General features: G+C 59.7%; 22 protein-coding genes and 2 tRNA genes. 4 read left to right on the forward strand and 20 right to left on the reverse strand.

Annotated elements, in window-relative coordinates; all coding sequences use genetic code 11:
* The 4 genes from Q0K43_RS04365 to Q0K43_RS04380 all read right to left on the reverse strand — a co-directional run bounded on the left by Q0K43_RS04365 (position 1) and on the right by Q0K43_RS04380 (position 2,100).
* Positions 1-76 (reverse strand) — tRNA-Val (locus Q0K43_RS04365).
* A 96-nt stretch (positions 77-172) separates the two neighbouring features.
* The gene (hslO, locus tag Q0K43_RS04370) at positions 173-1,051 is read right to left on the reverse strand and encodes an Hsp33 family molecular chaperone HslO (protein WP_297289347.1); all 879 of its coding nucleotides are present in this window, start codon (positions 1,049-1,051) and stop codon (positions 173-175) included.
* A 4-nt stretch (positions 1,052-1,055) separates the two neighbouring features.
* Entirely contained in the window at positions 1,056-1,802 is a 747-nt protein-coding gene (locus Q0K43_RS04375; RefSeq protein ID WP_297289348.1) for a class I SAM-dependent DNA methyltransferase, read from the reverse strand.
* Entirely contained in the window at positions 1,792-2,100 is a 309-nt protein-coding gene (locus tag Q0K43_RS04380; protein WP_297289349.1) for a YerC/YecD family TrpR-related protein, read from the reverse strand. The genes Q0K43_RS04375 and Q0K43_RS04380 overlap by 11 nt, the downstream gene beginning before the upstream one ends.
* 295 nt (positions 2,101-2,395) lie before the next feature.
* Between Q0K43_RS04380 and Q0K43_RS04385 the strand changes: the two genes are divergently transcribed.
* On the forward strand, positions 2,396-3,670 hold the full coding sequence (locus tag Q0K43_RS04385; RefSeq protein WP_297289350.1) for an adenylosuccinate synthase: 1,275 nt from the start codon (positions 2,396-2,398) through the stop codon (positions 3,668-3,670).
* Positions 3,671-3,708: 38 nt separating this feature from the next.
* Here the strand turns inward: Q0K43_RS04385 and ppk1 are convergent, their stop codons facing one another.
* The 3 genes from ppk1 to Q0K43_RS04400 are packed head-to-tail and all read right to left on the reverse strand — an operon-like array spanning position 3,709 to position 6,974.
* Positions 3,709-5,853: a polyphosphate kinase 1 gene (gene ppk1, locus Q0K43_RS04390; protein WP_297289351.1), complete on the reverse strand. Its 2,145-nt coding sequence runs from the start codon at positions 5,851-5,853 to the stop codon at positions 3,709-3,711.
* Complete coding sequence (locus Q0K43_RS04395; protein WP_297289352.1) at positions 5,843-6,757, reverse strand: phosphatase; 915 nt, start codon at positions 6,755-6,757, stop codon at positions 5,843-5,845. Before Q0K43_RS04395 ends, ppk1 begins: the two co-directional genes overlap by 11 nt.
* Before the next feature lie 31 nt (positions 6,758-6,788).
* Positions 6,789-6,974, reverse strand: a complete 186-nt coding sequence (locus tag Q0K43_RS04400) for a DUF6774 domain-containing protein (RefSeq protein WP_297289353.1) — start codon at positions 6,972-6,974, stop codon at positions 6,789-6,791.
* 132 nt (positions 6,975-7,106) lie between these two features.
* On the opposite strand from Q0K43_RS04400, the gene Q0K43_RS04405 reads away from it, so the two are divergent.
* Positions 7,107-7,523: a DUF3783 domain-containing protein gene (locus tag Q0K43_RS04405; protein ID WP_297289354.1), complete on the forward strand. Its 417-nt coding sequence runs from the start codon at positions 7,107-7,109 to the stop codon at positions 7,521-7,523.
* Positions 7,516-8,019, forward strand: a complete 504-nt coding sequence (locus Q0K43_RS04410) for a GreA/GreB family elongation factor (RefSeq protein ID WP_297289355.1) — start codon at positions 7,516-7,518, stop codon at positions 8,017-8,019. Before Q0K43_RS04405 ends, Q0K43_RS04410 begins: the two co-directional genes overlap by 8 nt.
* 54 nt (positions 8,020-8,073) lie before the next feature.
* Here the strand turns inward: Q0K43_RS04410 and Q0K43_RS04415 are convergent, their stop codons facing one another.
* Positions 8,074-8,709, reverse strand: a complete 636-nt coding sequence (locus Q0K43_RS04415) for a TetR/AcrR family transcriptional regulator (protein ID WP_297289356.1) — start codon at positions 8,707-8,709, stop codon at positions 8,074-8,076.
* A gap of 197 nt (positions 8,710-8,906) precedes the next feature.
* On the opposite strand from Q0K43_RS04415, the gene Q0K43_RS04420 reads away from it, so the two are divergent.
* A tRNA-Gly gene (locus Q0K43_RS04420) sits at positions 8,907-8,980 on the forward strand.
* Between the two features lie 55 nt (positions 8,981-9,035).
* Here Q0K43_RS04420 and purD read toward each other — a convergent pair.
* The 12 genes from purD to Q0K43_RS04480 form a co-directional block, all read right to left on the reverse strand.
* Complete coding sequence (gene purD, locus Q0K43_RS04425) at positions 9,036-10,292, reverse strand: phosphoribosylamine--glycine ligase (RefSeq protein ID WP_297289357.1); 1,257 nt, start codon at positions 10,290-10,292, stop codon at positions 9,036-9,038.
* 67 nt (positions 10,293-10,359) lie between these two features.
* A complete protein-coding gene (locus Q0K43_RS04430; RefSeq protein ID WP_297289358.1) occupies positions 10,360-11,532 on the reverse strand; it encodes a phosphoribosylaminoimidazolecarboxamide formyltransferase in 1,173 nt (390 codons plus the stop codon).
* 19 nt (positions 11,533-11,551) lie between these two features.
* Positions 11,552-12,259: an IMP cyclohydrolase gene (locus tag Q0K43_RS04435; RefSeq protein WP_297289359.1), complete on the reverse strand. Its 708-nt coding sequence runs from the start codon at positions 12,257-12,259 to the stop codon at positions 11,552-11,554.
* A 3-nt stretch (positions 12,260-12,262) separates the two neighbouring features.
* Positions 12,263-12,898: a phosphoribosylglycinamide formyltransferase gene (gene purN, locus Q0K43_RS04440; RefSeq protein ID WP_297289360.1), complete on the reverse strand. Its 636-nt coding sequence runs from the start codon at positions 12,896-12,898 to the stop codon at positions 12,263-12,265.
* The gene (purM, locus tag Q0K43_RS04445) at positions 12,895-13,938 is read right to left on the reverse strand and encodes a phosphoribosylformylglycinamidine cyclo-ligase (RefSeq protein WP_297289361.1); all 1,044 of its coding nucleotides are present in this window, start codon (positions 13,936-13,938) and stop codon (positions 12,895-12,897) included. The genes purN and purM overlap by 4 nt, the downstream gene beginning before the upstream one ends.
* A gap of 5 nt (positions 13,939-13,943) precedes the next feature.
* Positions 13,944-15,365 (reverse strand): amidophosphoribosyltransferase, encoded by a 1,422-nt coding sequence (locus tag Q0K43_RS04450; protein WP_297289362.1) that lies wholly within the window; start codon positions 15,363-15,365, stop codon positions 13,944-13,946.
* 3 nt (positions 15,366-15,368) lie between these two features.
* Positions 15,369-16,088 carry a phosphoribosylaminoimidazolesuccinocarboxamide synthase gene (gene purC / locus Q0K43_RS04455; protein WP_297289363.1) on the reverse strand — a complete coding sequence of 240 codons (720 nt, stop codon included), beginning with the start codon at positions 16,086-16,088 and terminating at the stop codon, positions 15,369-15,371.
* Between the two features lie 32 nt (positions 16,089-16,120).
* Positions 16,121-16,612, reverse strand: coding sequence for a 5-(carboxyamino)imidazole ribonucleotide mutase (purE, locus tag Q0K43_RS04460; RefSeq protein WP_297289364.1), 492 nt, complete (start codon positions 16,610-16,612; stop codon positions 16,121-16,123).
* A 324-nt stretch (positions 16,613-16,936) separates the two neighbouring features.
* The gene (locus Q0K43_RS04465) at positions 16,937-19,036 is read right to left on the reverse strand and encodes a glycogen debranching protein (protein WP_297289365.1); all 2,100 of its coding nucleotides are present in this window, start codon (positions 19,034-19,036) and stop codon (positions 16,937-16,939) included.
* A gap of 58 nt (positions 19,037-19,094) precedes the next feature.
* Positions 19,095-21,341: a hydratase gene (locus Q0K43_RS04470; protein ID WP_297289366.1), complete on the reverse strand. Its 2,247-nt coding sequence runs from the start codon at positions 21,339-21,341 to the stop codon at positions 19,095-19,097.
* A 119-nt stretch (positions 21,342-21,460) separates the two neighbouring features.
* Entirely contained in the window at positions 21,461-22,468 is a 1,008-nt protein-coding gene (locus tag Q0K43_RS04475) for an electron transfer flavoprotein subunit alpha/FixB family protein (protein ID WP_297289367.1), read from the reverse strand.
* Positions 22,469-22,482: 14 nt separating this feature from the next.
* The gene (locus Q0K43_RS04480; RefSeq protein ID WP_297289368.1) at positions 22,483-23,292 is read right to left on the reverse strand and encodes an electron transfer flavoprotein subunit beta/FixA family protein; all 810 of its coding nucleotides are present in this window, start codon (positions 23,290-23,292) and stop codon (positions 22,483-22,485) included.
* Positions 23,293-23,482 lie beyond the last annotated feature (190 nt).

Raw genomic sequence — 23,482 nt, forward strand, 5'->3', positions numbered from 1 at the left:
TGGTGGGAACAACAGGGCTCGAACCTGTGACATCATGCTTGTAAGGCATGCGCTCTCCCAGCTGAGCTATGCTCCCGTGTCCTTGCTGCGCACATTCGAGTCAAGCAGCGAATGTTATTATACAAGAACGCCCCCAGGTTGTCAACCACTTTTTGCGTTTTTTTTCAAAAAGTCAGATAGAGGCCAAAAGGCCTTGCAACTCTTCGCCGGTAAAGTGATAAACCTTGTCACAAAATTGGCAAGTAAGTTCCGCTTTTCCCTGCTCCTGAATGAGAGATTCCAACTCTTCCCGGCCCATGCTGATCAGGGCGCGGGACACCCGTTCCCTGCTGCAATAGCAACGGTATTCCACCGGCTCTTCACTGAGGATCTCCAGGTCAAAGGCAGACAGCACCCGCTCCACCAGGCTGCGGGCGCTTTCCCCGTTGCGCATGGCTTCGGTGACCGGGCCTACCTTGGCAATGCCCTCCTCCACAGCGGTGATGACGCTGTCGTCGGCACCGGGCAGCAGCTGGATCAGATAGCCGCCGGCGCAAAGCACGCTTTGATCCACATCCACCAGAACGCCCAGAGCGCAGGCGGAGGGGATCTGCTCGCTTTCCGCAAAATAAGAAGTGATATCCTCGGCGATCTCGCCGGACACCAGAGGGATGGTACCCACATAGGGTTCTTTCAGGTTCAGATCCTTAATTACGGTCAGGGAGCCGTCTTTGCCCACTGCGGAACCCACATCCAGTTTAGCAGGGCCCTTCAGGGGCAGATCCACCATAGGATTGACCACATAGCCACGGGCATTGCCTGCGCTGTCGGAGACCACTGTAATACCGCCCAGGGGGCCGTCCCCTTTGATGCGCAGGGTGACCGAGCCCTTTTCCTCCTTCAGCTGGTTGCCCATCATGGAGGCGGCCATCAGACTGCGGCCCAGGGCGGCGGTGGCCACCGGCAGGGTCTTGTGGATCTGTCTGGCTCGTTCCACCATCGTCCGGGCGGAAATGGCGGAGGCTTTCACGGGTGCGTCCTTGGCCAGGACGCGGATAATGGAATCTGACATAGGGTTATTGTTCCTTTCGTGCCGTAAAGAAAATACGTTGTTCACCCGGCTTTGGGGCGCGCATCTTGCGCTCGCCATATTGCCGGATGTGGCGGAAGCCGGCCTGGCGCAGCATCCGCTCCAGCTCATCTGGTTCGTAGGCGTATTCTTCGTGAACTTCTTCCATACGCCTCCACAGGTCGCCATCCTCCCGGAAAAAGAGATCCATGCCGTAGGTACAAATGCGGCACCTGGGGGAGTAGTCGGCCCGCCAGATACAGCAGGTATCCTCGTCCTCGTCCATAAAGAGCTGTCCGTCCAGACCACGGAGCTTGTCCGGCGTATTGATATCAAATAAAAACAGGCCGCCGGGCATAAGAAAAGTATGAACCCGCTGGAAAGCGCGGGCCAGCAATTTGGGCCGGGTTACATAATTCACACTGTCCAAGCAGCAGACGCAGGCATCAATGGTGCCGTACAGGTCCAGATCCTCCATCGCCTGATGGAGAAAGATGGGCGGGATGCCGTCCACGTCCCGGGCTTTCTCGGCGGCCAGAGCCAGCATTTCCTCGGACAGGTCGCTGCCGATCATTTCATAGCCGCGGCGGGCCAGTTCGCAGGTCAGGGAGCCGGTGCCGCAGGCCAGATCAAGCACTGTATGGATGGGCAGCTTGCTGCGGGAGAAGTGCTTTTCCAGATAGTCGGCCCAGGCCGCATAGTCCACGTCGGCGGTAAAGCGGTCATAGCAGCCGGCCAGGTATTCATATGCCATCGTTGTTCTTTTTCTCTTTCACGCGGGGAAGCACCGCCTGATATCCGTCGGCGCCGTACTGCAGAGAGCGGTTCACGCGGCTGATGGTGGCGCTGGAAGCGCCGGTGCGCTCCAGGATATCATTATAGATCATGCCCTCAGACAGGAGCATGGCCACCTCAAACCGCTGTTCCATTGCCCGCAGCTCGGCCACAGTACACAGGTCGGAAAAAAACTTCCGGCATTCATCCAGGTCCTTCAGGGTAAGGATCGCCTCATAGAGCAGATCGTTGTGTTCCCGCTTTTCGTTCTTCGTCATAGAGTGTTTGACCTCCTGATGATTCTCATTCGGAAACCGATATCCGGCCATTCTGCCGTCCGTTCTTCTTATTTTATCAAAGTGAAGTGTGGAAGTAAACCTCTTTTTTTGCTTTTCCGGCGGGCGACGACAAATCAAAATAGCAAGGGCGGAATTTTGTGACATTTTCTTCTATTTGTGGCCTTGCCTCGGGAGAAAATGCGTAATATAATACCGGCTGGGGAATCCTAATTCCCCGCGGTTTGCCGACGGGAAAAGGCCAATGCGCGAATCCCCGCGGCAGGAGGAAACCAATATGGTGAAAGCGATCGTAGGCGCCAACTGGGGCGACGAGGGCAAGGGGAAAATCACCGATCTGCTGGCGGAAAAGTCCGATGTGGTCATCCGCTTCCAGGGAGGGGCCAATGCAGGACATACCATTATCTGCGATTATGGTAAGTTTGCCCTGCACCAGCTGCCTTCCGGTGTGTTTTACTCCCATACCACCAATGTGATTGGAAACGGCGTGGCTCTGGACGCAACCAAATTTGCACAGGAGCTGAAGCACCTGGAAGAGGGGGGCGTACCCGCGCCCCACATTATTGTGGATCAGCGCACCCAGCTGCTGATGAGCTACCATGTGCTGTTGGACAGCTGCGAAGAGGAGCGGCTGGCAGGCGCGGCTTTTGGTTCCACTAAGTCGGGTATCGCGCCTTTTTATTCCGACAAATACGCCAAGATCGGCATTCAGGTGGCTGACCTGTGGCATGAAGACCGGCTGAAAACCCAGCTGGAACACATCTGCACGTTGAAAAATGTGATGCTGGAACACCTTTATCACAAGCCGCCCCTGGACCCCAAGGCTCTGTTTGAGGAGTTGATGGGCTACAAGAAGATCCTGGAACCTTATGTGGGCGACGCTGTGAGTTTTGTCCACCAGGCCCTGAAGGCGGGCAAGCAGGTGCTGCTGGAAGGACAGCTGGGGTCTATGAAGGACCCCAATCTGGGCATCTGCCCCATGACTACTTCCTCCCACACCCTGGCTGGTTTCGGTACGGTAGGCGGCGGTGTGCCGCCCACGGCCTTCTCTGATATTGTGACCGTGACCAAGGCCTATTCTTCTTCCGTAGGCGCCGGCGCTTTTGTCAGCGAATTGTTCGGCGACGAGGCCGAGGAACTGCGCCGCCGGGGCGGCGACGCCGGCGAGTACGGCGCCACCACCGGTCGTCCCCGCCGGGTAGGCTGGTTCGATGCGGTAGCCACCCGCTACGGCTGTATGGTTCAGGGCACCACCCAGGTGGCGCTGACCGCCGTTGACTGCCTGGGCTACCTGGATGAGATCAAGGTATGCACCGGCTATGAGATCGACGGCAAGGTGACCCGCGATTTCCCGGTGCCCGCCCTGCTGGATCGGGCAAAGCCGGTCTATACCAGCCTGCCGGGCTGGAAATGCGACATCCGCGGGATCACTGATTTTGCAGCCCTGCCTCAGCAGGCCAAGGATTATGTGGCGTTTTTGGAGCGAGAGATTGAAGCGCCCATTACCATCGTTTCTACCGGCCCCAAACGTCATGAGATCTGCTATCGCTGATCGTAAAACGACCGCCGCCCATTGGGCGGCGGTCGTTTTTAATCGGACTTTTTACCCAGCAGCCGATGAAAGAAGCCGGCTTTTTTCTCCTGGGGTGCGGGGGGACTGACGGCGGCCCGGGCATCCTGAAGTGCAAGGCTCATCAACTGAGCCTGTGCATTGACCGGCGTAGCGCCTTCAGGCCGGGGTACGGGGGTATAATTGCCGTCGGGGCCCATATTGCGGGCCTTTACATTGTCCGAGCAAAACAGCGCCACATATTGCCGGATCTGTCGGCGGACATCCGGGTCCACCACCGGGCAGGCGATCTCCACCCGCCGCTCGGTGTTGCGGGTCATGAGATCGGCCGAGCCGATATAGAGCCTGGTGCCCTCCCCCACGCCGAAGGCATAGATGCGGGGATGCTCCAGAAAACGCCCTACGATGGAGAAAACGCGGATCCGGTCGGTAAGACCTGGAACGCCGGGCCGCAGGCAGCAGATGCCGCGCACATTGAGGATGACCGGCACCCCGGCCTGGCTGGCCTGGGCCAATTTGTCGATCAGGGTGCGATCCGTCACCGAATTGACTTTGAAAAAGATGCGAGCGGGCTGGCCCTGCCGGGCTTTTTGTATTTCCCGGTCGATCAGTTCCAGAATACGGTTTTTCAGACTGTGTGGGGCCACCATCAGCTGATGATAGTCGCCGTTCAGGTTGGAGGTGGCCATATTTTGAAAGAAAGCGGCGCCGTCGCCACCGATGGCGGGGCTGGCCGTCATGAGACAAAAGTCGGTGTACAGCTTGGCGGTTTTTTCATTGTAGTTGCCTGTGCCGATCTGGGTAATGTATTGGATGTGCCCCCGCTCCCGGCGGGTGATCAGGCAGATCTTGGAGTGGACTTTGTAATGCTCGAACCCATAGAGCATGGTGCATCCCGCTTCTTCCAGCCGCTGAGCCCAGGCGATGTTATTCTGCTCGTCAAACCGGGCCCGCAGCTCCATGAGTACGGTGACGTCTTTGCCGTTTTCCGCCGCCGCAGCCAGATATTCCACCAGCTTGGCAGTTGAGGCAAGGCGGTAGATGGTGATCTTGATGGAAAGTACCGCCGGGTCGTTGGCGGCCTCACGCACCAGCTGAAGGAAGGGTTCCATAGAGTGGTAGGGATAAAAGAGCAAAGCGTCCCGACGCAGGAGCTGTGGGATCAGCTTTTCGCCCTTGATCAGCCCGGCGGGCCATTGGGGCGTGTAAGGCGGATAGCACAGCGCGGCGGCGCTTTCCTCCGGCAGCTTTTTTTCCAAGGCATACACATATCCCATGATAAGAGGGCTTTTGGAACGAAACACCTGCTCAAAGGCCAGATTGAGCCGCTGGCACAGGAACTGCTGCAGCTCATCGGAGGCGTCCCCCTGGATCTCCAGACGCACCGGAGCCAGCCGTGCCCGTTTCTTGAGTATCTTCTGCATGTGGGCGCGGAAATCCTCGCCCACATCATAGTCTTCGTCCTCGGGGCTGATGTCGGCGTTACGGGTGACGGAGATGACGCATTTTTCTTCCACCTGATATTGTTCAAACAGCTGGTCGGCAAAATGAAGGACCACCTGTTCGGTCAGCAGATAACGCAGACCCTGCTCCTCCAGCTGAAAGTAGGGCGGGAGGGCCTTTGGAATGGGTACCAGGCCGAAACAGCGGCTGCCGCCCAGACGTAAGGAGAGGGCTACGGTCAGGCTGTTGGAGGGCAGGTGAGGGAAAGGATGGTGGCTGTCGATCACCATTGGAGAGAGAATGGGCAGCACATAGTCCCGGAACCAACGTTCGGTTTGCTTGCGCTCCTTGCCGTCCAGCTCGCCGGGCGTCAGGTTGCAGATGTTGCAGGTACGCAGCCGTTTCTCCAAAGCGGCGACGATCTTATCCCGCTGCTTGTACAGGGCGGGTACAGCCTTGAAGATGGCCTGGAGCTGTTGGGTGGGGGTGAGGCCGCTCTTGCTGTCCGCATGGGCCTGTTTGGACAGCGTCATATCGTAGATAGAGCCCACCCGGATCATGAAAAACTCGTCCAGGTTGCTGGTGAAGATCGCGGCAAATTTCAGCCGCTCAAACAGAGGAACGCTTTCATCTTTAGCCTCCTCCAGTACCCGCTCATTAAAACGCAGCCAGGACAGCTCCCGCTCCTGGGTGTACCTGGTGTCGATCGTTTCATGCGCCATGACCGTCCACCTCCATCACGCGCCGGAGCAGGTAGCCCTCCCGTACGCCGCAGCCGCTTACCGATACGGTGGATACCTGATAGGCATCCAGAATGGCGTTCAGAATGGCGAGGCCGGGCAGTATGGTATGGACACGGTCGGGGACCGAGCGGAGGATCTGCCGCAAGGTGGCCTGATCCCCCTTTTTCAGTCCCTTGTAGAGGGCGTGGATCTCTTCGGCGGGAATGATACGGTTGTCGGGATCGGCCCCGGCCAGGTCGTTGCACAGTTTGGCGGTGGCCCGGAAAGTGCCGCCCACCCCGGTGAGGTGGCTGCATTGCAGGCCGGCGGTCCTGGCTTTCTCCAGTTCCTCCTTCACCTCGGCGCGGATGGCCTTGCGTTCCGGTTTGGTAGGGAAGAGGCCGGAGACATATTTGGTAAAGAGGGATAAAGACCCCATCGGCAGGGAGCAGCCCGAAGTAATGGCGCCGTCCCGGTAGGCGACCAATTCAGTGGACCCGCCGCCTACGTCGGCCAACAAGCCGCTGCCCGGCGCGCCGCCGCCCACGGTGGCGCCCAAAAAGGAGAACGCGGCCTCATCTGCGCCGGAGAGTACCTCCACATCGATGCCGGTGACTGCCCGTATGGTTTCCAGGGCCTCCTCCGTATTGGTGATATTGCGCAGGGAAGCGGTGCCGAACACCCGCAGGTCGGCGATCTCAAAATTGTGCAGCAGCTCCTTGAACCCGGCCAGGACTCGGCAGGCCACCAGAATGCCGCTGTCGGACAGCAGTCCGTTTTGAATATAGCCGGCCAGACCGGCCATTTCCTTTTTATTCATTAACAGTTTGAAACGCTGTCCTTCCCAATGGTAGATGGACAGACGGATGGTGTTGGATCCCACGTCCACGATCCCGCATTTCATTTCACGACGCACCTCGCTTTGTGCCCATAGTCTACGCGATTTCAGAAGGATTATCAACGGAGTTTACAGAAGATTTACACGAATCGATCATATCTCTGCGTGCCGCGATCAGTGCAATGCCGTCTCCCAATGTACAAAAGAAGGCCGATAGAACGGCCGCCTCCTCGGCGGAGCGGCCCTGGGTAAGCTGGATGGCGGCCAGAGCTGCCGCTGCCATCAGCGTTTCTCCGGAGGGTGGAGTGTACACAAAGCCTCATCTCCCTTCTTACCAGTCTATGGCGCAGCCGGTTCCGGGTTGACGGCCAGGGCAGATGTGGGTACAATAAAGGGACGAAAGGGGACCTGGACCATGAATATGCCTTTGGTATTGCTTTATAATCTGGACAGCCCGAAGGGGGCGAAGATCCGGCGGATGTGTCTGCCGCTGGGCCTGCGGGCCCGGCTGGTGCAGCCGGAAGAATACGGCTTGCCGTTGGGAGAACTGGCTGGCGGCGCAGTGCCGGAGACGCCCTGGACAGGGGAGCAGTTTGCCGATGAAATGCTGCTGCTGGTCAACTGCACCGGCCCGCTGCTGGATCGTTTCCTTCAGGGATTCCGCCGGAACAAGATCCCGCCCGTAGCTTTAAAGGCGGTACTCACCCCCACCAACCGAAGCTGGGATTCCGCAGCCCTGCACAGTGAGCTGCTGCGGGAGCGGGAGGCCATTCAGGCCGGCCAGACAGCCCACCGGAAGGATCAGGAACAAGGGGAGGATGGGCGTGCATAACGAACTGACCAAGAAAGACATCCAGATGATGGGGGAAGAACTGGATTACCGCCGTATCCAGCTGCGTCCCCAACTGCTGGAGGCGGTCAAAGAGGCCCGGGCCTTTGGAGACCTCAGCGAGAACTTTGAGTATAAAGCCGCCAAGCAGGAGAAAAACCGCAATGAGAGCCGCATCCGCTATCTGGAGAACATGATCCGCACCGCCAGGGTGCTGCCCGACCAACCTGCCGGCGACGGGGTGGGATTGTACGACAAGGTGACGGTTTACCTGGAAGACGAGGGAGACACCGAGACCTACCAGGTGGTTACCACCATGCGGCAGGACGCCCTCCACGGACTCATCAGCAAGGAATCGCCTATGGGCAAAGCCCTGCTGGGCCGCAAGGTAGGGGAGACCTTTCATATTCAGGTCAACGACAGCTACGGCTATGATGCCAAGGTCCTCTCCATTGAAAAAGGGGAGGATGACGGCACCGCTCCGCTGACCGGATTTTAGATGCGAAAAGCGCCGCCTCCCGCAGATGCGGGAGGCGGCGCTTCGTATTATCTGTCACATATTGGCTTTGGTGAGGGAGGCCAGCAGGAGCCGGGCGCCATGCTGGAGGTACTCCTCCCGGGTGAGCCCCAGGGTACGCTGGATGTAAGATTCCCGCCGCTCGGCGGTGTGGACCATTCCGGACAGAGCGGACCAGAACAGGAGGACCGTTTCTACCGGGGGCAGCTGGGAACGAACCGCGCCGTCCGCCGCGCCCCGCACCAGGAAATCGGCCAGTTCCTGCTCAATCTCGTCACTGACCCGGAGAATGTCCGACATACCTTTCTGAAGGGATTCGCCATCCTGAGAAAGGGGGATGGAGCCGGTGGCGGCATCATAGGCGGTGGGATTTTCATTATAGAAGCGGACAATGGCCTGGCACACAGCGTCATAAGCCTGGAACCAATCGCTGTGGCTTTCAATGGCCTCATGCAGCTTTTTCTTTAAAAGCACCATGCCGCTGAGGAGAATGGCGTTGATGATCTCCTCCTTACTCTGGAAATAGACATATAAGGTAGCCTTGCTGTACTCGGCCTCCCGTGCAATATCGTCCATAGTGGTTTTTTCGGTGCCCTTCTCCGCAAAAAGCCGCTCGGCAGCAGCCAGGATGGAGCCCCGATGGAATTCAGTCAGCGCCTGTTTTTTGCTCATCGTACTTCCAACCTTTCTATACTTCCCGGTATCGGTAATTATACCTTTGGTTTAAGAAATGATACCATGCCTTGGAGGGGAATGCAAGGTTTTTTGTGAATTTTAGGTAAGAAATGGAGAATGGTTTTGTCTGCTACCGCAAAAAAGACCTTGCCAAGCCCAGGCAGGTATGCTATAATACCCTAGTCAACTGATTTGCAGGTATAGTTCAGTGGCAGAACGTCAGCTTCCCAAGCTGAATATGAGGGTTCGATTCCCTTTACCTGCTCCATAAAAAATAACCACACCGTTCGGTGTGGTTATTTTTTATGTCTTGCTTCCGGGGATCACACCCGTCCGATATCGGTACGATAGTGCATATCTGTAAAGTGGATGCACTTTGCGGACTGGTACGCTGCGTCAATGGCAGCATTCAGATCGGCGCCGGTTGCGGTAACCCCCAACACTCTGCCGCCGTTGGTCTGCAGGGTTCCGTCGTCCGCCAGCATGGTACCTGCGTGAAAGACCACGGCGGTCTCTTCGGCTTCACTGATACCTATGATGGGATATCCCTTTACATAGGAACCTGGATACCCGCCCGAGGCCAATACCAGACAACAGGCGGCGCCGCTTTTCCACCGGATATCCACTTGATGGAGGACGCCGTTCCGGCAGGCGGCCATGATCTCCAGCAGGTCGGAGTCCAGCAGGGAAAGGATGGCCTGACATTCCGGGTCGCCGAAGCGGGCGTTGTATTCCACCACTTTGGGTCCCTCGGGCGTAATCATCAGCCCGAAGTACAGGACGCCTTTGAAAGGCCGGCCCTCGGCCTTGAGGGCGGCTACCGTAGGCAGGAAGATATCACGCATGCATTGGATCGCCACGGCGGCGGTATAGTTGGGGGAGGGGGAGATGGCCCCCATGCCGCCGGTGTTGGGGCCCTGATTGCCGTCGTAAGCCCTTTTGTGGTCCTGGGAAGAGGGCATACACAAAAGATGCTCTCCGTCACAGAAGGCCAGCACGGTCACTTCCGGACCGGTCATACATTCCTCGATCACCACTTTGGCCCCCGCTTCTCCAAAGCGATGGTCGCACATCATGGACCGGACGGCCTCTCTGGCCTCCTCCACGGATTGGGCCACAACAACGCCTTTGCCCAGCGCCAGGCCGTCCGCCTTGACCACGATAGGTGCGCCCTGCTCGTCTACATAAGCCAATGCTGAATCAAGATCTGTAAAGGCTTCATACTTTGCGGTTGGGATGCCGTATTTTTTCATCAGGTTCTTGGAAAATATCTTGCTGGCCTCAATCACGGCTGCATCCGCTGTGGGGCCGAAAGCGGGAATACCGGCCGCCTCCATAGCGTCCACCATGCCCAGGGCCAGAGGATCGTCAGGAGCCACCACAACGAAATCTATGGCATGGCCTTTAGCCCAGTTGACCATTCCCTCCACATCGGTGGCGGCGATGGGTACGCACTGGGCCACCGACTCGATGCCTCCGTTGCCGGGGGCGCAGAACAGGCGGGTGATGTGGGGACTCTGAGACAATTTCCAGCAGATAGCATGTTCGCGGCCGCCGCCGCCAACGACCAAAACCTTCATAGAATAACCCCGTTCCATTCAGAATGAAGTGGGAGCGCAGGGGTCTGCTCCGCTGCGCTCCCGCCTGTTAGTGGTGGAAAAGCCGCATACCGGTAAAGGCCATAACGATGCCGTACTTGTTGCAGGTGGCAATGACATGGTCGTCCCGGATGGAGCCGCCGGGCTGCACGATATACTGCACGCCGGACTTGCGGGCCCGCTCCACGTTGTCCCCGAAGGGGAAGAAGGCGTCGGAGCCCACGATGACGCCGGACTGGGTGGCGATCCAGGCCTTTTTCTCCTCAGCGGTGAGAACCTCAGGCTTAACCTTGAACGTGTTCTGCCACACGCCCTCTGCCAGCACGTCCTCGTACTCGTCGGAGATGTATACGTCGATGGCATTGTCCCGGTCGGGGCGGCGGATACCGTCCACGAAGGGGAGTGCCAGCACTTTGGGATGCTGACGCAGCAGCCAGTTGTCCGCCTTGGAGCCCGCCAGACGGGTGCAGTGGATGCGGCTTTGCTGTCCGGCGCCCACGCCGATGGTCTGGCCGTCCTTCACATAGCACACCGAGTTGGACTGGGTGTACTTCAGGGTGATGAGAGAGAGGATCATATCCCGCTTGGCATTTTCGGGCAGATCCTTGTTGTCGGTGACGATGTTGTTCAGCAGGTCGGCGTTGATCTGGTAGTTGTTGCGGCCCTGCTCAAAGGTGATGCCGAATACGTCCTTATGTTCGATGGCACGGGGGACGTAGTTGGGGTCGATCTCCACCACGTTGTAGCCGCCCTTGCGCTTGGTCTTGAGAATGGCCAGGGCCTCCTCGGTGTAGCCGGGGGCGATGACGCCGTCGGACACCTCCAGAGCCAAATAGCGGGCGGTCTGGGCGTCACACACGTCGGACAGGGCGGCCCAGTCGCCGTAGGAACACAGCCGGTCGGCGCCACGGGCCTTCACATAGGCGCAGGCGATGGGGGACAGGTCCATGTCCTCGGCAAAGTAGATTTTCTGCTCCACGTCGGTCAGAGGAGTACCTACAGCGGCGCCGGCGGGGGAGACGTGCTTGAAGGAGGCGGCGGCAGGCAGGCCGGTAGCTTCCTTCAGTTCCTTGACCAGCTGCCAGGAGTTGAGGGCATCCAAAAAATTGATGTATCCCGGTTTGCCGTTCAGGACCCTGATGGGCAGCTCGCCCGACTCCATGAAGATACGGGCGGGTTTTTGATTGGGATTACATCCGTATTTCAGTTCCAGTTCCGTCATGTTTACTCTCTCCTCCTGTTCACTGGTGTTTGTTGAGGATCACGCTCTCCCAACTGCCGGTCATGAGGTCAATATACCGCACGAACAGGGAGACTTTGTTGGCTTCGTTCAGATTGCTCCAGATCAGCTCTGCAAAGGCCTGGGGGGTTTCACTGACAATGGCAACCTGTTCCGGTTCCCCTTCAAAAGAGGGCAGGGGGTCGCCGTCTCCCATATAGGTGTGGATGAAATGGCCCTGGCCGGCCAGAGGCTTTTCATAGGTAAAGAAATGGCGACGGCAGGAGGCGGGATCGCCGCCGGCGCTCTTCAAAATAGACAGCGTGTAGTCGCCGTCCTTTTTTACCAGGCCGGAAATGCGGGGGGTATAATTAGGCGCGTCCGGTTCAAAGGTGCGGGTATGGAGGGCCTGGGAGAAGGTCTTGCCCGCTGCCAGCCCCTCCCGGATGGTGTCGGTCTGATCGCCGTTGGTCACGATGGTGGAGGCGCCGAATACCCGGACGGGGTTATAGATGATAAGGGATGGATCGGTCATTTTGGAGGGATCAAAGGCCTGGGTACGGATGCCGTCCGGAGTCTCCACAAAGATCCGGTTGCGGGAGTTCTCACTGCGGCCCATGATAAAATAGGCGATGACGGCCTTCTGGTCGTCGGGGGACCGGCCCAGAACGATGCCCCGGCCGGGGTAAGGGTTGGTACGCAGCAGCGCGGTCAGATCCAGTGTTTTCATACGTCATTCCCCTTCCTTGATGGTAACGAGCCGTCCCTGCACGCAGAGACGTCCCTGACAGAACAGGGCCACAGCCTGCGGCAGGATGTGCCACTCGGCCTGTTCCATGACCCGGCGCTGGAGGGTCTCCGGGGTGTCGCCCGGCTGTACCGCCACCGCCCTTTGCAGGACAATGGGGCCGCCGTCGGGTTCTTCGTTGACGAAGTGAACGGTGGCGCCGGTGATTTTTACCCCATAGGCCAGGGCCTTTTCATGCACATGGATGCCATAATATCCCGCACCGCAGAAAGCGGGGATCAGGGCGGGATGGACGTTGAGGATGGCATTGGGGTATGCTTTGACCATCTCTTCCGTCAAAATGTGCATAAACCCGGCCAGAACCACCAGGTCGATGTTCAGGTCTTTCAGTTTGGCCACCAAAGCCTCCGTCATGGCGCGGTTGGAGTCATAATTCTTTCGGGCCACCACATAACAGGGAATACCGGCCTGTTTGGCCCGCTCCAGCGCATAGGCGCCCTCTTTGGAGGAGATCACGGCTGCCAGTTGGCCGCCGCCCAGTTCGCCCCGGTCCCGGGCGCCGATCAGTGCCTGAAGGTTGGTCCCGCCACCGGAGACCAATACAGCGATCCTGATGCTCATACCAGCTCCACCCCGGCGTCGCCTTCCACGACAGAGCCGATCACATAGGCCCGCTCGCCGGAGCGGCAGAGCAGCTCCTTGGCCTGACCCACTTCCTCTTTCGGAATGGCCAGGATCAGCCCCACGCCCATGTTGAAGGTGTTGTACATATCCCGCATGGGGATGCCGCCACGCTTGGCGATCAGGTCAAAAATAGGCGGCACGGGGAAGGAGGCGGTCTCAATGCGGGCGGTGAGTCCGTCCTTCATCATCCGGGGTACGTTTTCATAGAGCCCGCCGCCGGTGATATGGCTGATGGCCCGGACATGAATGCCGTTTTTCAGCAGGCACTGGACGGCTTTGACGTAGATTCGGGTGGGGGTAAGCAGAGTCTCGCCCAGGCTTTTGCCACCCAGTTCCTCCACAGGGGCGGACAGGTCGGCGTGTTCCACGTCAAAGACCTTACGCACCAGGGAGAAACCGTTGGAGTGGACGCCGCTGGAACCCAGGCCGATGAGGACGTCACCGGCGGTCAGGTCTCTGCCGTCAATGATCTTCTCCTCATCCACGATACCCACGGAGAAGCCGGCCACGTCGTAGTCCTCTTCCGCCATCAGGCCGGGATGCTCGGCGGTCTCGCCGCCCACCAGGGCGCAGCCCGCCTGGCGGCAGCCCTCCGTAATACCGGAGACAATATCGGCGATGCGGCTGGGATCATTCCTGCCGCAGGCGATGTAGTCCAGGAAGAACAGGGGAGAGGCGCCCCCGCAGATGATGTCGTTGACGCACATGGCGACGCAGTCGATGCCGATGGTGTCATGCTTGCCCATCAACTGGGCCAGGCGCAGTTTGGTGCCTACGCCGTCGGTGCCTGATACCAGGACCGGTTTCTTCATGCCGGACAGATCGGGAGCAAACAGGCCGCCGAAACCGCCCAGAGTACCCAATACGCCGGGGATATAAGTGGATTCCACCAGCGGCTTGATGCGTTCCACCGCCGCATAGCCGGCGGTGACGTCCACACCGGCGGCAGCATAGGACTCGGAGTGAGAGTTTTTCATGTCGGTCATTCCTTTCCCGTCCAGCAATAGGTACAGATTCGATTGGGGTCGATGCCGATGGCCTCCAGCAGGCCGTCCAGGGACTGGTAGCCCAGGGAGTCAAAGCCCATCTCCTGGCAGATGGCGCGGAGCAGACACTGGCCGCGCTGGGTGGAGGAATCGGCGTACTCCTCCAGATGCTGTTGCCCCTCGTCCCCCTCCAGAGCCTGGATGGTACGGCGGGCCAGCAGTTCCATATCGGAGTTGCTGCGGGAGAAATTCAGGTACTTGCAGCCGTACATAACAGGCGGGCAGGCCGAGCGCATATGGACCTCGGCAGCGCCCGATTCATACAGGAAATCCACCGTCTCCCGCAGCTGAGTGCCCCGTACGATAGAGTCGTCCACAAAGAGCAGTTTCTTACCCTCGATGAGTTCGGGCACGGGGATCTGCTTCATTTTGGCCACCTGGTTGCGGGCCTCCTGATTGGCGGGCATGAAGGAGCGGGGCCAGGTGGGGGTATATTTGACGAAGGGGCGGGCAAAGGGCTTGCCGCTGCGGTTGGCAAAGCCGATGGCGTGGGGTACGCCGGAGTCGGGTACGCCGGCCACATAGTCCACTTTAGGCAGCTGGCCGTTGTGTACCTCGTCCCGGGCCATGATCTCACCGTTGCGGTAGCGCATGACCTCCACATTGACGCCCTCATAGTTGGAGTTGGGGTAGCCGTAGTAAGTCCACAAAAAGGCGCAGATCTTCATCTCATCTCCCGCGGGGGACAGGGTCTCAAAGCCGTCTGCTGTGACCTTGACGATCTCCCGGGGGCCAAGCTCGTAGGCGTCGGAATAGCCCAGCTTGTGGTAGGCAAAGGACTCAAAGGAGATGCAGCAGCCATCCTCCGACTGCCCAACCAGTACGGGCAGCCGGCCCAGCTTGTCCCGGGCGGCCAGGATACAGTCCGGGGTGAGGATGAGCATGGTGCAGGAGCCGTCAATCTCATCCTGGGCATGGCGGATGCCGGAAATCAAATCGTCGCACTGATTGATGAGGGCGGCGGCCAGTTCGGTGGAATTGACCTTGCCGGAACTCATGGCCATGAACTGATGGCCGTGATCAGAGAAATATCGCTCGATCAGCGCGTCGGAGTTATTGATGATGCCAACGGTGATGATGGCGTACAGGCCCAGATGGGAGCGCACCAGCAGGGGCTGGGGATCGGTGTCGCTGATGCAGCCGATGGCGGCGCACCCCCGGAATTCAGCCAGATCCTTGTCAAACTTGGTGCGGAATGGCGTGTTCTCAATGTTGTGGATCTGGCGCTGGAAGCCGATCTGGGGATCATAGACTGCCATACCGCCCCGCTTGGTACCCAGATGGGAGTGGTAGTCGGTGCCAAAAAACACATCCAGTACGCAGTCCCGTTTGGAGATGGTGCCAAAGAAGCCGCCCATGCCTTATTTGTCCCCCATCAGGCGGCGCATGACTTCCTCATAGGCCTCTTCCGCACCGCCCAGATCCCGGCGGAAGCGGTCCTTGTCCAGCTTTTCGTGGGTCTTCTCGTCCCACAGACGGCAGGTATCGGGGGAGATCTCGTCGGCCAACACAATGGTGCCGTCGGCCGTCTTGCCGAACTCCAGCTTGAAGTCCACCAGATCAATGCCGATCTCCTTCATGAACCCTTTCAGCAGGTCGTTGACGGCAAAGGCGTACTTTTTGATCAGTTCGATCTCCTCCCGGGTGGCCAGCTTGAGCGCCAGGGCGTGGTAGTCGTTGATGAGCGGATCGCCCAGATCGTCGTTCTTATAAGAGAATTCGATGGTGGGCGCGTCAAAGACGATACCCTCCTCCACGCCGTAACGCTTGGCAAAGGAACCGGCGGAAATGTTGCGGATAATGACCTCCAGGGGAACGATGGACACCTTCTTCACCGCGGTCTCCCGGTCGCTCAGCTCCTCCACATAGTGGGTGGGCACACCCTTTTCCTCCAGACGGCGCATCAGGTTGTTGGTCATACGGTTGTTGATGGCGCCCTTGCCGGTGATGGTGCCCTTCTTCAGCCCGTTAAAGGCGGTGGCGTCGTCTTTGTAGGAGACGATGACCACCTGGGGATCGTTGCTGGCAAAGACCTTCTTGGCCTTACCTTCGTAGAGCTGCTGCTTCTTCTCGTAAACCATGACGTGACGCTCCTTTGTATATCATTCTTTGATTACAGCTTTTCGATGATGTGGCGGTCCTTCTCGGCCACCTCTTCCGCCATTTTGGCCTTGAATCGGGTCAGCTTGTCCGCCAGCTCCGGGTCGGACAGAGCCAGCATCTGGGCGGCCAGGATGGCGGCGTTGTCCGCGCCGTCCACCGCCACGCAGGCCACGGGGATACCCTTGGGCATCTGGACCATGGAGAGCAGGGAGTCCAGCCCGCCCATCATGGAGGTCTTGACCGGCACCCCGATCACAGGCAGGGTGGTATAGGCAGCCAGTACACCGGCCAGGTGGGCGGCCTTGCCCGCGGCGGCGATGATGACCCCAAACCCGTTTTCTATGGCGTTGGCTGCCAGCTGCTCGGCGGCGACAGGTGTGCGGTGGGCGGAAATGATACGCACCTCAGCGGGAATACCGAAGTCCTTCAGACGCTGAATGCAGGGGCGCATGGTGCCCAGATCGGAGTCGGAACCCATGACAACGGCGACCTTTTTGCTCATAAGACCCTCCTGTGTACCAAAAATTTTTTTAGGGACTGAAAAAATAAATCAGGGCATCCGATATACGGATGCCCTGACGCATTCAGACCCTGAGATTAGGCAGGTGGGTGCCGCAGATGGATCGCCGGCCGGTGCTGCGACGATACAGCGATGACATCCCCGTCCCCCCTCTGTTTTTATAATCTATGTAAAATAATATCGAACTTTTTGATGTTTGGCAAGGGCGGCCAGGGAATTTTGGCTTCTTACACAACTTTCTCAAAAAAAGATGGGGGCGGCTTGTGAAAGAAGAGGGAAGGGTGGGCCCGGCAGGCCCGTTGGCCGTCAGCTGCGGCCGCTGACAGCCAGAAATATCGCCACCGAGCGGGGGCCCAGTTCCAGGCCGCTGCCGCCAAATTGCGTTCCGGCGGAAAAGGGGTCGGGGCAGGCGGTGTGAAGCACCAGACTCCACCGCAGTCCCGAGGGCAGTTCAGGCAGACCCTGCCAGTGGGATTCCCAGTGGGAATTGACCGCCAGCAGGAGCAGCTCATCGGCGGTGTCGTCCCCGTTGCGCCCGGTGAAAAGGACACCGATCTGTCTGGTCTGCTCGTCGATCTTGGCGTTCCAGGCCGCGCCGTTATGGAGGGACACCGAGGGCCAGCCGCACCGGGCCGGAGCGGTCTCCCCCCGGACAATGGGGTGGGCCTTGCGGAAGGCGATCATTTGAGAGACGAATCGGAACAGATCCCGATGCCCCTCCAGCCGGGACCAGTCCAGCCAGGAGATCTCGTTGTCCTGGCAGTAGGCGTTGTTGTTGCCGAACTGGGTGTTGGCAAACTCATCTCCGGCGGCAAACATGGGGGTGCCCCGGCTGCACAGCAGCACGGTAAAGGCATTTTTCATCAGTCGGTCCCGGAGGGCCAGTACCTGCGGATCTTCCGTATCGCCCTCCACCCCGCAGTTCCAGCTGTTGTTGTCGTTGGCGCCGTCGGTGTTGCCCCAGCCGTTGACTTCGTTATGCTTCTGATCATAGGAGTACAGGTCGTACAGGGTAAAGCCGTCGTGGCAGGTGAGGAAGTTCACCGAGGCGTTCTGCCGCTGGGAGGGTGGATAGAGGTCGGCGGAACCGGTGATGCGCTGGACCGCCGCCCACGCCCGGCCGCCGTCTCCCTTGAGGAAGCAGCGCAGGTCGTCCCGATATTTGCCGTTCCACTCGGCCCACCGGTTCCAGGAGGGGAAGGACCCCACCTGGTACAGCCCGCCTGCGTCCCAGGCCTCGGCAATCAGCTTGACCCGGCCCAAAATGGGGTCGAAGGCCAGGCTCTCCAGCAGGGGAGGCTCGGACAGGGGAGAGCCGTCGGTGTCCCGGCCCAGGATGGAAGCCAGGTCGAACCGGAAGCCGTCCACCCGGTATTCCACCACCCAGTACCGCAGACAGTCCAGAATAAACTGCCGCACCACCGGATGGTTGCAGTTGAGGGTGTTGCCCACCCCGGAGAAATTATAGTATTTGCCGTCGGGGGTGAGCATGTAGTAGATGTTGTTGTCCAGCCCCTTGAAGGAGAAAAAGGGGCCGTTCTCGTTGCCTTCGGCGGTGTGATTGACCACCACGTCCAGGATGACCTCAATGCCGTGTTCGTTTAATGTACGGATCAGGTGCTTGAGCTGGGTGCCCTCGTGGTTGAATTCGGGGGTGGCGGTGTAGCTGGTGTTGGGAGCGAAGAAACAGACGGTGTTGTAGCCCCAGTAGTTGAGCAGTTGGCGGCCGTCCACAATGCGCTCGTCCGCCATCTCGTCAAATTCAAAGATTGGCATCAACTCCACCGTGTTGACCCCCAGCTCCAGCAGATAGGGCAGCTTCTCCAGCAGCCCCTCGAAGGTGCCGGGGTGCTTCACGCCGGAGGAGGGATGCTGGGTGAAACCACGAACGTGGGCCTCGTAGATGATCATATCCCGGAAGGGCAGATGGGGGTCATGAAAGTCTCCCCAGTCGAAGATATCCTCCACCACCCGGGCGTGATAGGCGCAGCCGGGGGTCTGATTGCTGCCCCACACACTCTGGCCGGTGACTGCCCGGGCGTAAGGGTCCAGCAGGTATTTGGTGCGGTCAAAGAGCAGGCCGCGGGCGGGGTCATAGGGTCCGTCCATCCGGTAGGCGTACTCGATCTCACCTATATCCAGATCAAAAACGATCATGGAGAAGGTGTTGCCGATGCGGAAGTTGTCCGGAAAGGGCAGTATTGCGAAAGGCTCCTGCTGGGCGCGGCGGAAGAGGCACAGCTCGCAGTAGGTGGCGTTGATGGAGTGGATGGTGAAGCTGACTCCGCCGGGCACGATATTGGCGCCGTTGAGCAGGAACAGACCGGGCCGCACCCGGAAGCCGGAGATATTGTTGGTGGCTGCCAGCGGCTCCGCCGGCAGCATGGAGGCGGGCTTTGGGACCATAGCAAAGTCTCCTTTGAAAAAGAGGGGCGCTGCATTTGTATGCAGCGCCCCCCGGCTTTTATTTGGCGTAGTAGTTGATCAGGCAGCCCGCCAAAACAATATCACGTTCTTCGCGGGTCATACCGGGCAGCTTCAGGGTGACTGTCTTCTCGGCGCCGTTCTGAATGAGGGTGGCGGCCATCTCCTCCGCGCCGCTGTCCAGTGCGGCCCGGATACCGGGTATGTACAGCCTGTCGCCGGGCTGGATGTTCCAATCCTTGACCTCCTCGGCAATGAAGGGCAGCATACCCCAGTTCACCACGTTGGAGCGGTAGCGTTTGGTGGCATACTCAGCGGCCAGGTTGGCCACGCCGCCCAGCACCCGCTGGCAGGAGGCGGCCTGCTCCCGGGCGGAGCCGTCGCCGGGCTTGAGGGCCATCACCAGGGAACCCAGACCGGTGTTGTTCCCGTCGTGACCCATCAGGGCCTCCTTCACCTGGGGCGCGTCGGGATCGGTGCGGCGCAGGCGTTCCACCGCCAGCACCTCCTTGGCCCGGGGGACATACTGGGGGTCCTTCCGGCTCAGGGCGAACTCAGACAGCTTGATGGGATTGGAGCGATAGGAGGAGGTCTCGCCGGAGGGGATCAGCTCGTCGGTGGTGGTGACGGGATCATAGATGGCGGAGCAAACGGTGAGCAGCAGGTTGTCGGGCAGGGCCACCTGCTCCGGCCAGTCGGCGATGTTGGGGCCAAAGACCAGCTCCTGGCTGGGATCGGCCTTGCCCACGCCGAAGTACACCCGGGCTTTGTAGGGGGTGTCGTCATAGGCAAAGGGCTCCACCGCGGGATCAACGGGGGCGTTGGGCAGCTCGTCGGCTCCGGTGAGGGCGCCGCCGTTGAGGGCGGTGGCGGCGATGGAGCGGGCGTCCATCAGGGCTACATAGGACACCTGACCGTCGGAGGGCTTGGAGCCCTCCCGGTTGGGGAAGTTGCGGGTGGAGTGGCGGATGGAGAAGGCCCCGTTGGCAGGCACGTCGCCGGCGCCGAAGCAGGGACCGCAGAAGCAGGAGCGGATGGAAGCGCCTGCCGCCATCAGGGAGGCGATGTAGCCCTGGCGGGTCAGCTCCAGGTTGACGGGCTGGCTGGTGGGGTAGACGGACAGCCAGAAGGCGTCGGAGCCGATGGCGTGACCGTCCAGTACCTGGGCCGCCCGGACGATGTTTTGATAGGTGCCGCCGGAGCAGCCGGCGATGACGCCCTGATCCACCATGAACTTGCCGTCCACGATCTTGTCCAGCAGGGAGGCAGGCTTGCTCTTCAGCTTCAGCTGATGCACGGTATCCTCGTCCACCTGGTGGAGCAGGTCTTTCATATTCTCCTTGAACTCCTGGATGGTGTAGGCGTTGGAGGGATGGAAGGGCAGGGCGATCATGGGCCGGATCTTGTCCAGTTCCACATGGATGACGCCGTCGTAGTAGGCCCCGTCGGCGGGAGCCTGGGGCTTGAACTCACTTCCCCGGCCAAGCACCGCCAGGTGATCCTTCAGGGTGTCGTCGGCCACCCACACCGAGGACAGGCAGGTGGTCTCGGTGGTCATGACGTCGATGCCGGAGCGGTAGTCCATGGACAGATTGGCCACGCCGGGGCCAAAGAACTCCATGACCGCGTTCTTGACGGTGCCGTCCTTGAAGGTGGAGCGGATCAGCTCCAGGGCCACGTCCTGGGGACCCACGCCGGGGATGGGAGCGCCGGTGAGGTAGATGGCGATGACCTTGGGATAGCTGATGTTGTAGGTCTTTTCCAGCAGCTGCCGAGCCAGTTCGGGGCCGCCCTCGCCGATGGCCATGGTGCCGTAGGCGCCGTAGCGGGTGTGGGAGTCGGAGCCCAGGATCATCTTGCCGGGGGCGGCGTACCGCTCCCGCATGTAGGAATGGATCACGCTCTGGTGGGCGGGGACAAACTCGCCGCCGTACTTCTTGGCGGCGGACAGGCCGAACACATGGTCGTCCTCATTGATGGTGCCGCCCACGGCGCACAGGGAGTTGTGGCAGTTGGTAAGTACATAGGGGAGCGGGAACTGCTTCATACCGGAGGCCCGGGCAGTCTGGATAATGCCGACGTAGGTGATGTCGTGGGAGGCCATGGCGTCAAACTTGATGCTCAGGCTGTCCATGGAGCCGCTGGTGTTGTGGGCCGCCAGAATGGCATAGGCCATCGTGCCTTTTTTTGCCTCCTCGGGAGCAGGCAGGCCGGCGGCGGGGCCGTCCTGGGCGGGCAGGAAGGTGTTGTTTTTATAGTAGACCCCCTGACGGGTGATGTTCAGCATACGATTCCCTCCGATACTCTTGAATTATCTTTCATCATACCAACTTTTTCGCTTCAGTGCAAGAGATTTAGCCTTCTTTTGCCGGCATATCTGGGATCTTGGCGGGGGATGTGGGGCAGTCAGCTGTTTTTGCGTTGCTTGATACCGGCAATCAGAGCGGGCAGCACCTCAAAGAGGTCACCCACAACGCCGTAGTGGGCCGCCTTGAAAATGGGGGCGTCCGGGTCCTTGTTGATGGCCACAATGACCTGGGAGGCGTCCATACCTGCCAGGTGCTGGTAGGCGCCGGAAATGCCGCAGGCAAGATACAGCCTGGGTCCCACGGTTTTGCCGCTGAGACCCACCTGGTGGGAAGGGGAGATCCAGCCGGCGTCCACAGCCGCCCGGGAGGCGCCCACGGCGGCGCCGAGTGCGTCGGCCAGCTGGCGGATCAGGGCAAAGCCCTGAGCGCCGCCCGCGCCATAGCCGCCGGCCACAACAATATCGGCGTCCTGCAGGCCTGCCTGCTGGTCCCTGCAGGCGTGTATAACCTCCAGAAGTTCTGTACGGATAGCGTCGGCAGGGAAGGAGAAGCTCACCTTCACGATCTCCGCCTGGGCAGATGCCGGCCTGGGTTTTTCAAACAGGCCCGGACGCACGGTGCCCAGTTGAGGCCGGCAGCGGGGGCAAGTGCCCTGTGCCGTCCGGCTGCCGCTCAGGACGGGATGGGTCCACACAATGCAGTCCCGATCCGGATCAAAGGCCAGCCCGGTGCAGCCGCTGAACAGGCCGGTCTGCAGGCGGCCGGCAAGACGGGGGGCCATATCCTGTCCATTGAGCGTGTTGCTCATGAGAATGGCGGTGGGGCTGTAATGCTCCACCAGGTGATCCAGAGCGGCGGTATAGGCGTCGGTGGAGTATTGGCGAAACTCCGCGCCGTCAATGCAGAGGACTTGATCGGTACCCAGACGGGCCGCTTCTTCCGCGGCGGCCCGTACGCCGCAGCCGATGATCACGGCCACCAGCCTGCCGCCCTGGCTGTCGGCCAGCCCACGGCCGGGGGTCAGCAGTTCCAGACTTGTATTTCTGGCGGAGCCGTCCTCATGGGTCTCGATCCATACCCAGAGATCTTTGGTTGTGACATCCATGTTCCGGCACCTCCTCACAGGATATGGGCGTCGCTCAGCAATGCCAGCAGCTTTTCGGCAGCTACCTGGCCGCTTGCTTCTTTTATGATTGCACCGGACTGTCTGGCAGGGGGTGTGGGGACTACCATCGCGGTTTGTGTAGGTGAACCTTGCAGGCCGATCCGGGCAAGATCCAGCCCGGTCAGTTCTGAAGCGGTCAGGAACTGAATGGTAGCCTTTCCAACCGAACTTTTTCTTTGGACGGTGGGCAGGCGGGGCTGAAGTCCGGATGTGGTAAAGGTGATCACGCAGGGGGTTTTGACTCCGATAAGGGCGCAGCCTGATTCGTACTCCTTCAGCACATGAAGGGTACCGTCGGCGTCGACGGCCTCCAACGCGCAGGTGACCTGGGGATAATCCAGCAGCTCGGCCAGCATGGGGCCGACCTGCCCGCCACTGCTGTCAATGGCCTGCTTACCGCAGAAGATGGCGTCAAATTTGTAGCACTCCAGTTCCTCCACCGCGGAGATGGCTTTGGAGAGTATGTAGCTGACAGCCAGAGCGTCAGAGTGGTCAAAGTCCCCATCAGCCGCCAGGTATGCGTTGTCGGCGGCCACTGCAACTGCCTCCCGTAAAGCCTCCTCTCCGTACGGGGGAGCGATGGACAAGGCTACGATGCGGGTGTCCGGATGGCTGTCCTTGATCCGGGCGGCGGCTTCCAGCGCATAGCGGTCAAATGGGTTTATCACATAGCGGGTGCAGTCCTGCTTGGGGGTATTGTCGGAAGGGTCGGGCAGGGACCAGACCTGATCCGGGACTTCTTTGATGCACACCAGAATATTCATGAGGATGCTCCTTTCTGAACGCCCGCCGGGCATGGCGGCGCATGTCAGGGCCAGCGAGAACACTTTACCATACTTTCTCAAAAATGCAATCCCTCATCATGACCTGCTTATCTGAGTGAATTGTCAAACTAAGTGCAACAGGAAGTAAGCTCAAAGTCCCATAATTCCTGAGCAGAATGAAAGTTAAGAA

The sequence above is a fragment of the uncultured Flavonifractor sp. genome (assembly GCF_944383115.1).
Classification (GTDB): domain Bacteria; phylum Bacillota; class Clostridia; order Oscillospirales; family Oscillospiraceae; genus Flavonifractor.

Bases quoted from the DNA above. Each gene is read 5' to 3' on its own strand.
- hslO (WP_297289347.1), bottom strand. From the start codon at position 1,051: ATGTCAGATTCCATTATCCGCGTCCTGGCCAAGGACGCACCCGTGAAA.
- Q0K43_RS04375 (WP_297289348.1), bottom strand. From the start codon at position 1,802: ATGGCATATGAATACCTGGCCGGCTGCTATGACCGCTTTACCGCCGAC.
- Q0K43_RS04380 (WP_297289349.1), bottom strand. From the start codon at position 2,100: ATGACGAAGAACGAAAAGCGGGAACACAACGATCTGCTCTATGAGGCG.
- Q0K43_RS04385 (WP_297289350.1), top strand. From the start codon at position 2,396: ATGGTGAAAGCGATCGTAGGCGCCAACTGGGGCGACGAGGGCAAGGGG.
- ppk1 (WP_297289351.1), bottom strand. From the start codon at position 5,853: ATGGCGCATGAAACGATCGACACCAGGTACACCCAGGAGCGGGAGCTG.
- Q0K43_RS04395 (WP_297289352.1), bottom strand. From the start codon at position 6,757: ATGAAATGCGGGATCGTGGACGTGGGATCCAACACCATCCGTCTGTCC.
- Q0K43_RS04400 (WP_297289353.1), bottom strand. From the start codon at position 6,974: ATGGCAGCGGCAGCTCTGGCCGCCATCCAGCTTACCCAGGGCCGCTCC.
- Q0K43_RS04405 (WP_297289354.1), top strand. From the start codon at position 7,107: ATGAATATGCCTTTGGTATTGCTTTATAATCTGGACAGCCCGAAGGGG.
- Q0K43_RS04415 (WP_297289356.1), bottom strand. From the start codon at position 8,709: ATGAGCAAAAAACAGGCGCTGACTGAATTCCATCGGGGCTCCATCCTG.
- purD (WP_297289357.1), bottom strand. From the start codon at position 10,292: ATGAAGGTTTTGGTCGTTGGCGGCGGCGGCCGCGAACATGCTATCTGC.
- Q0K43_RS04430 (WP_297289358.1), bottom strand. From the start codon at position 11,532: ATGACGGAACTGGAACTGAAATACGGATGTAATCCCAATCAAAAACCC.
- Q0K43_RS04435 (WP_297289359.1), bottom strand. From the start codon at position 12,259: ATGAAAACACTGGATCTGACCGCGCTGCTGCGTACCAACCCTTACCCC.
- purN (WP_297289360.1), bottom strand. From the start codon at position 12,898: ATGAGCATCAGGATCGCTGTATTGGTCTCCGGTGGCGGGACCAACCTT.
- purM (WP_297289361.1), bottom strand. From the start codon at position 13,938: ATGAAAAACTCTCACTCCGAGTCCTATGCTGCCGCCGGTGTGGACGTC.
- Q0K43_RS04450 (WP_297289362.1), bottom strand. From the start codon at position 15,365: ATGGGCGGCTTCTTTGGCACCATCTCCAAACGGGACTGCGTACTGGAT.
- purC (WP_297289363.1), bottom strand. From the start codon at position 16,088: ATGGTTTACGAGAAGAAGCAGCAGCTCTACGAAGGTAAGGCCAAGAAG.
- purE (WP_297289364.1), bottom strand. From the start codon at position 16,612: ATGAGCAAAAAGGTCGCCGTTGTCATGGGTTCCGACTCCGATCTGGGC.
- Q0K43_RS04465 (WP_297289365.1), bottom strand. From the start codon at position 19,036: ATGGTCCCAAAGCCCGCCTCCATGCTGCCGGCGGAGCCGCTGGCAGCC.
- Q0K43_RS04470 (WP_297289366.1), bottom strand. From the start codon at position 21,341: ATGCTGAACATCACCCGTCAGGGGGTCTACTATAAAAACAACACCTTC.
- Q0K43_RS04475 (WP_297289367.1), bottom strand. From the start codon at position 22,468: ATGGATGTCACAACCAAAGATCTCTGGGTATGGATCGAGACCCATGAG.
- Q0K43_RS04480 (WP_297289368.1), bottom strand. From the start codon at position 23,292: ATGAATATTCTGGTGTGCATCAAAGAAGTCCCGGATCAGGTCTGGTCC.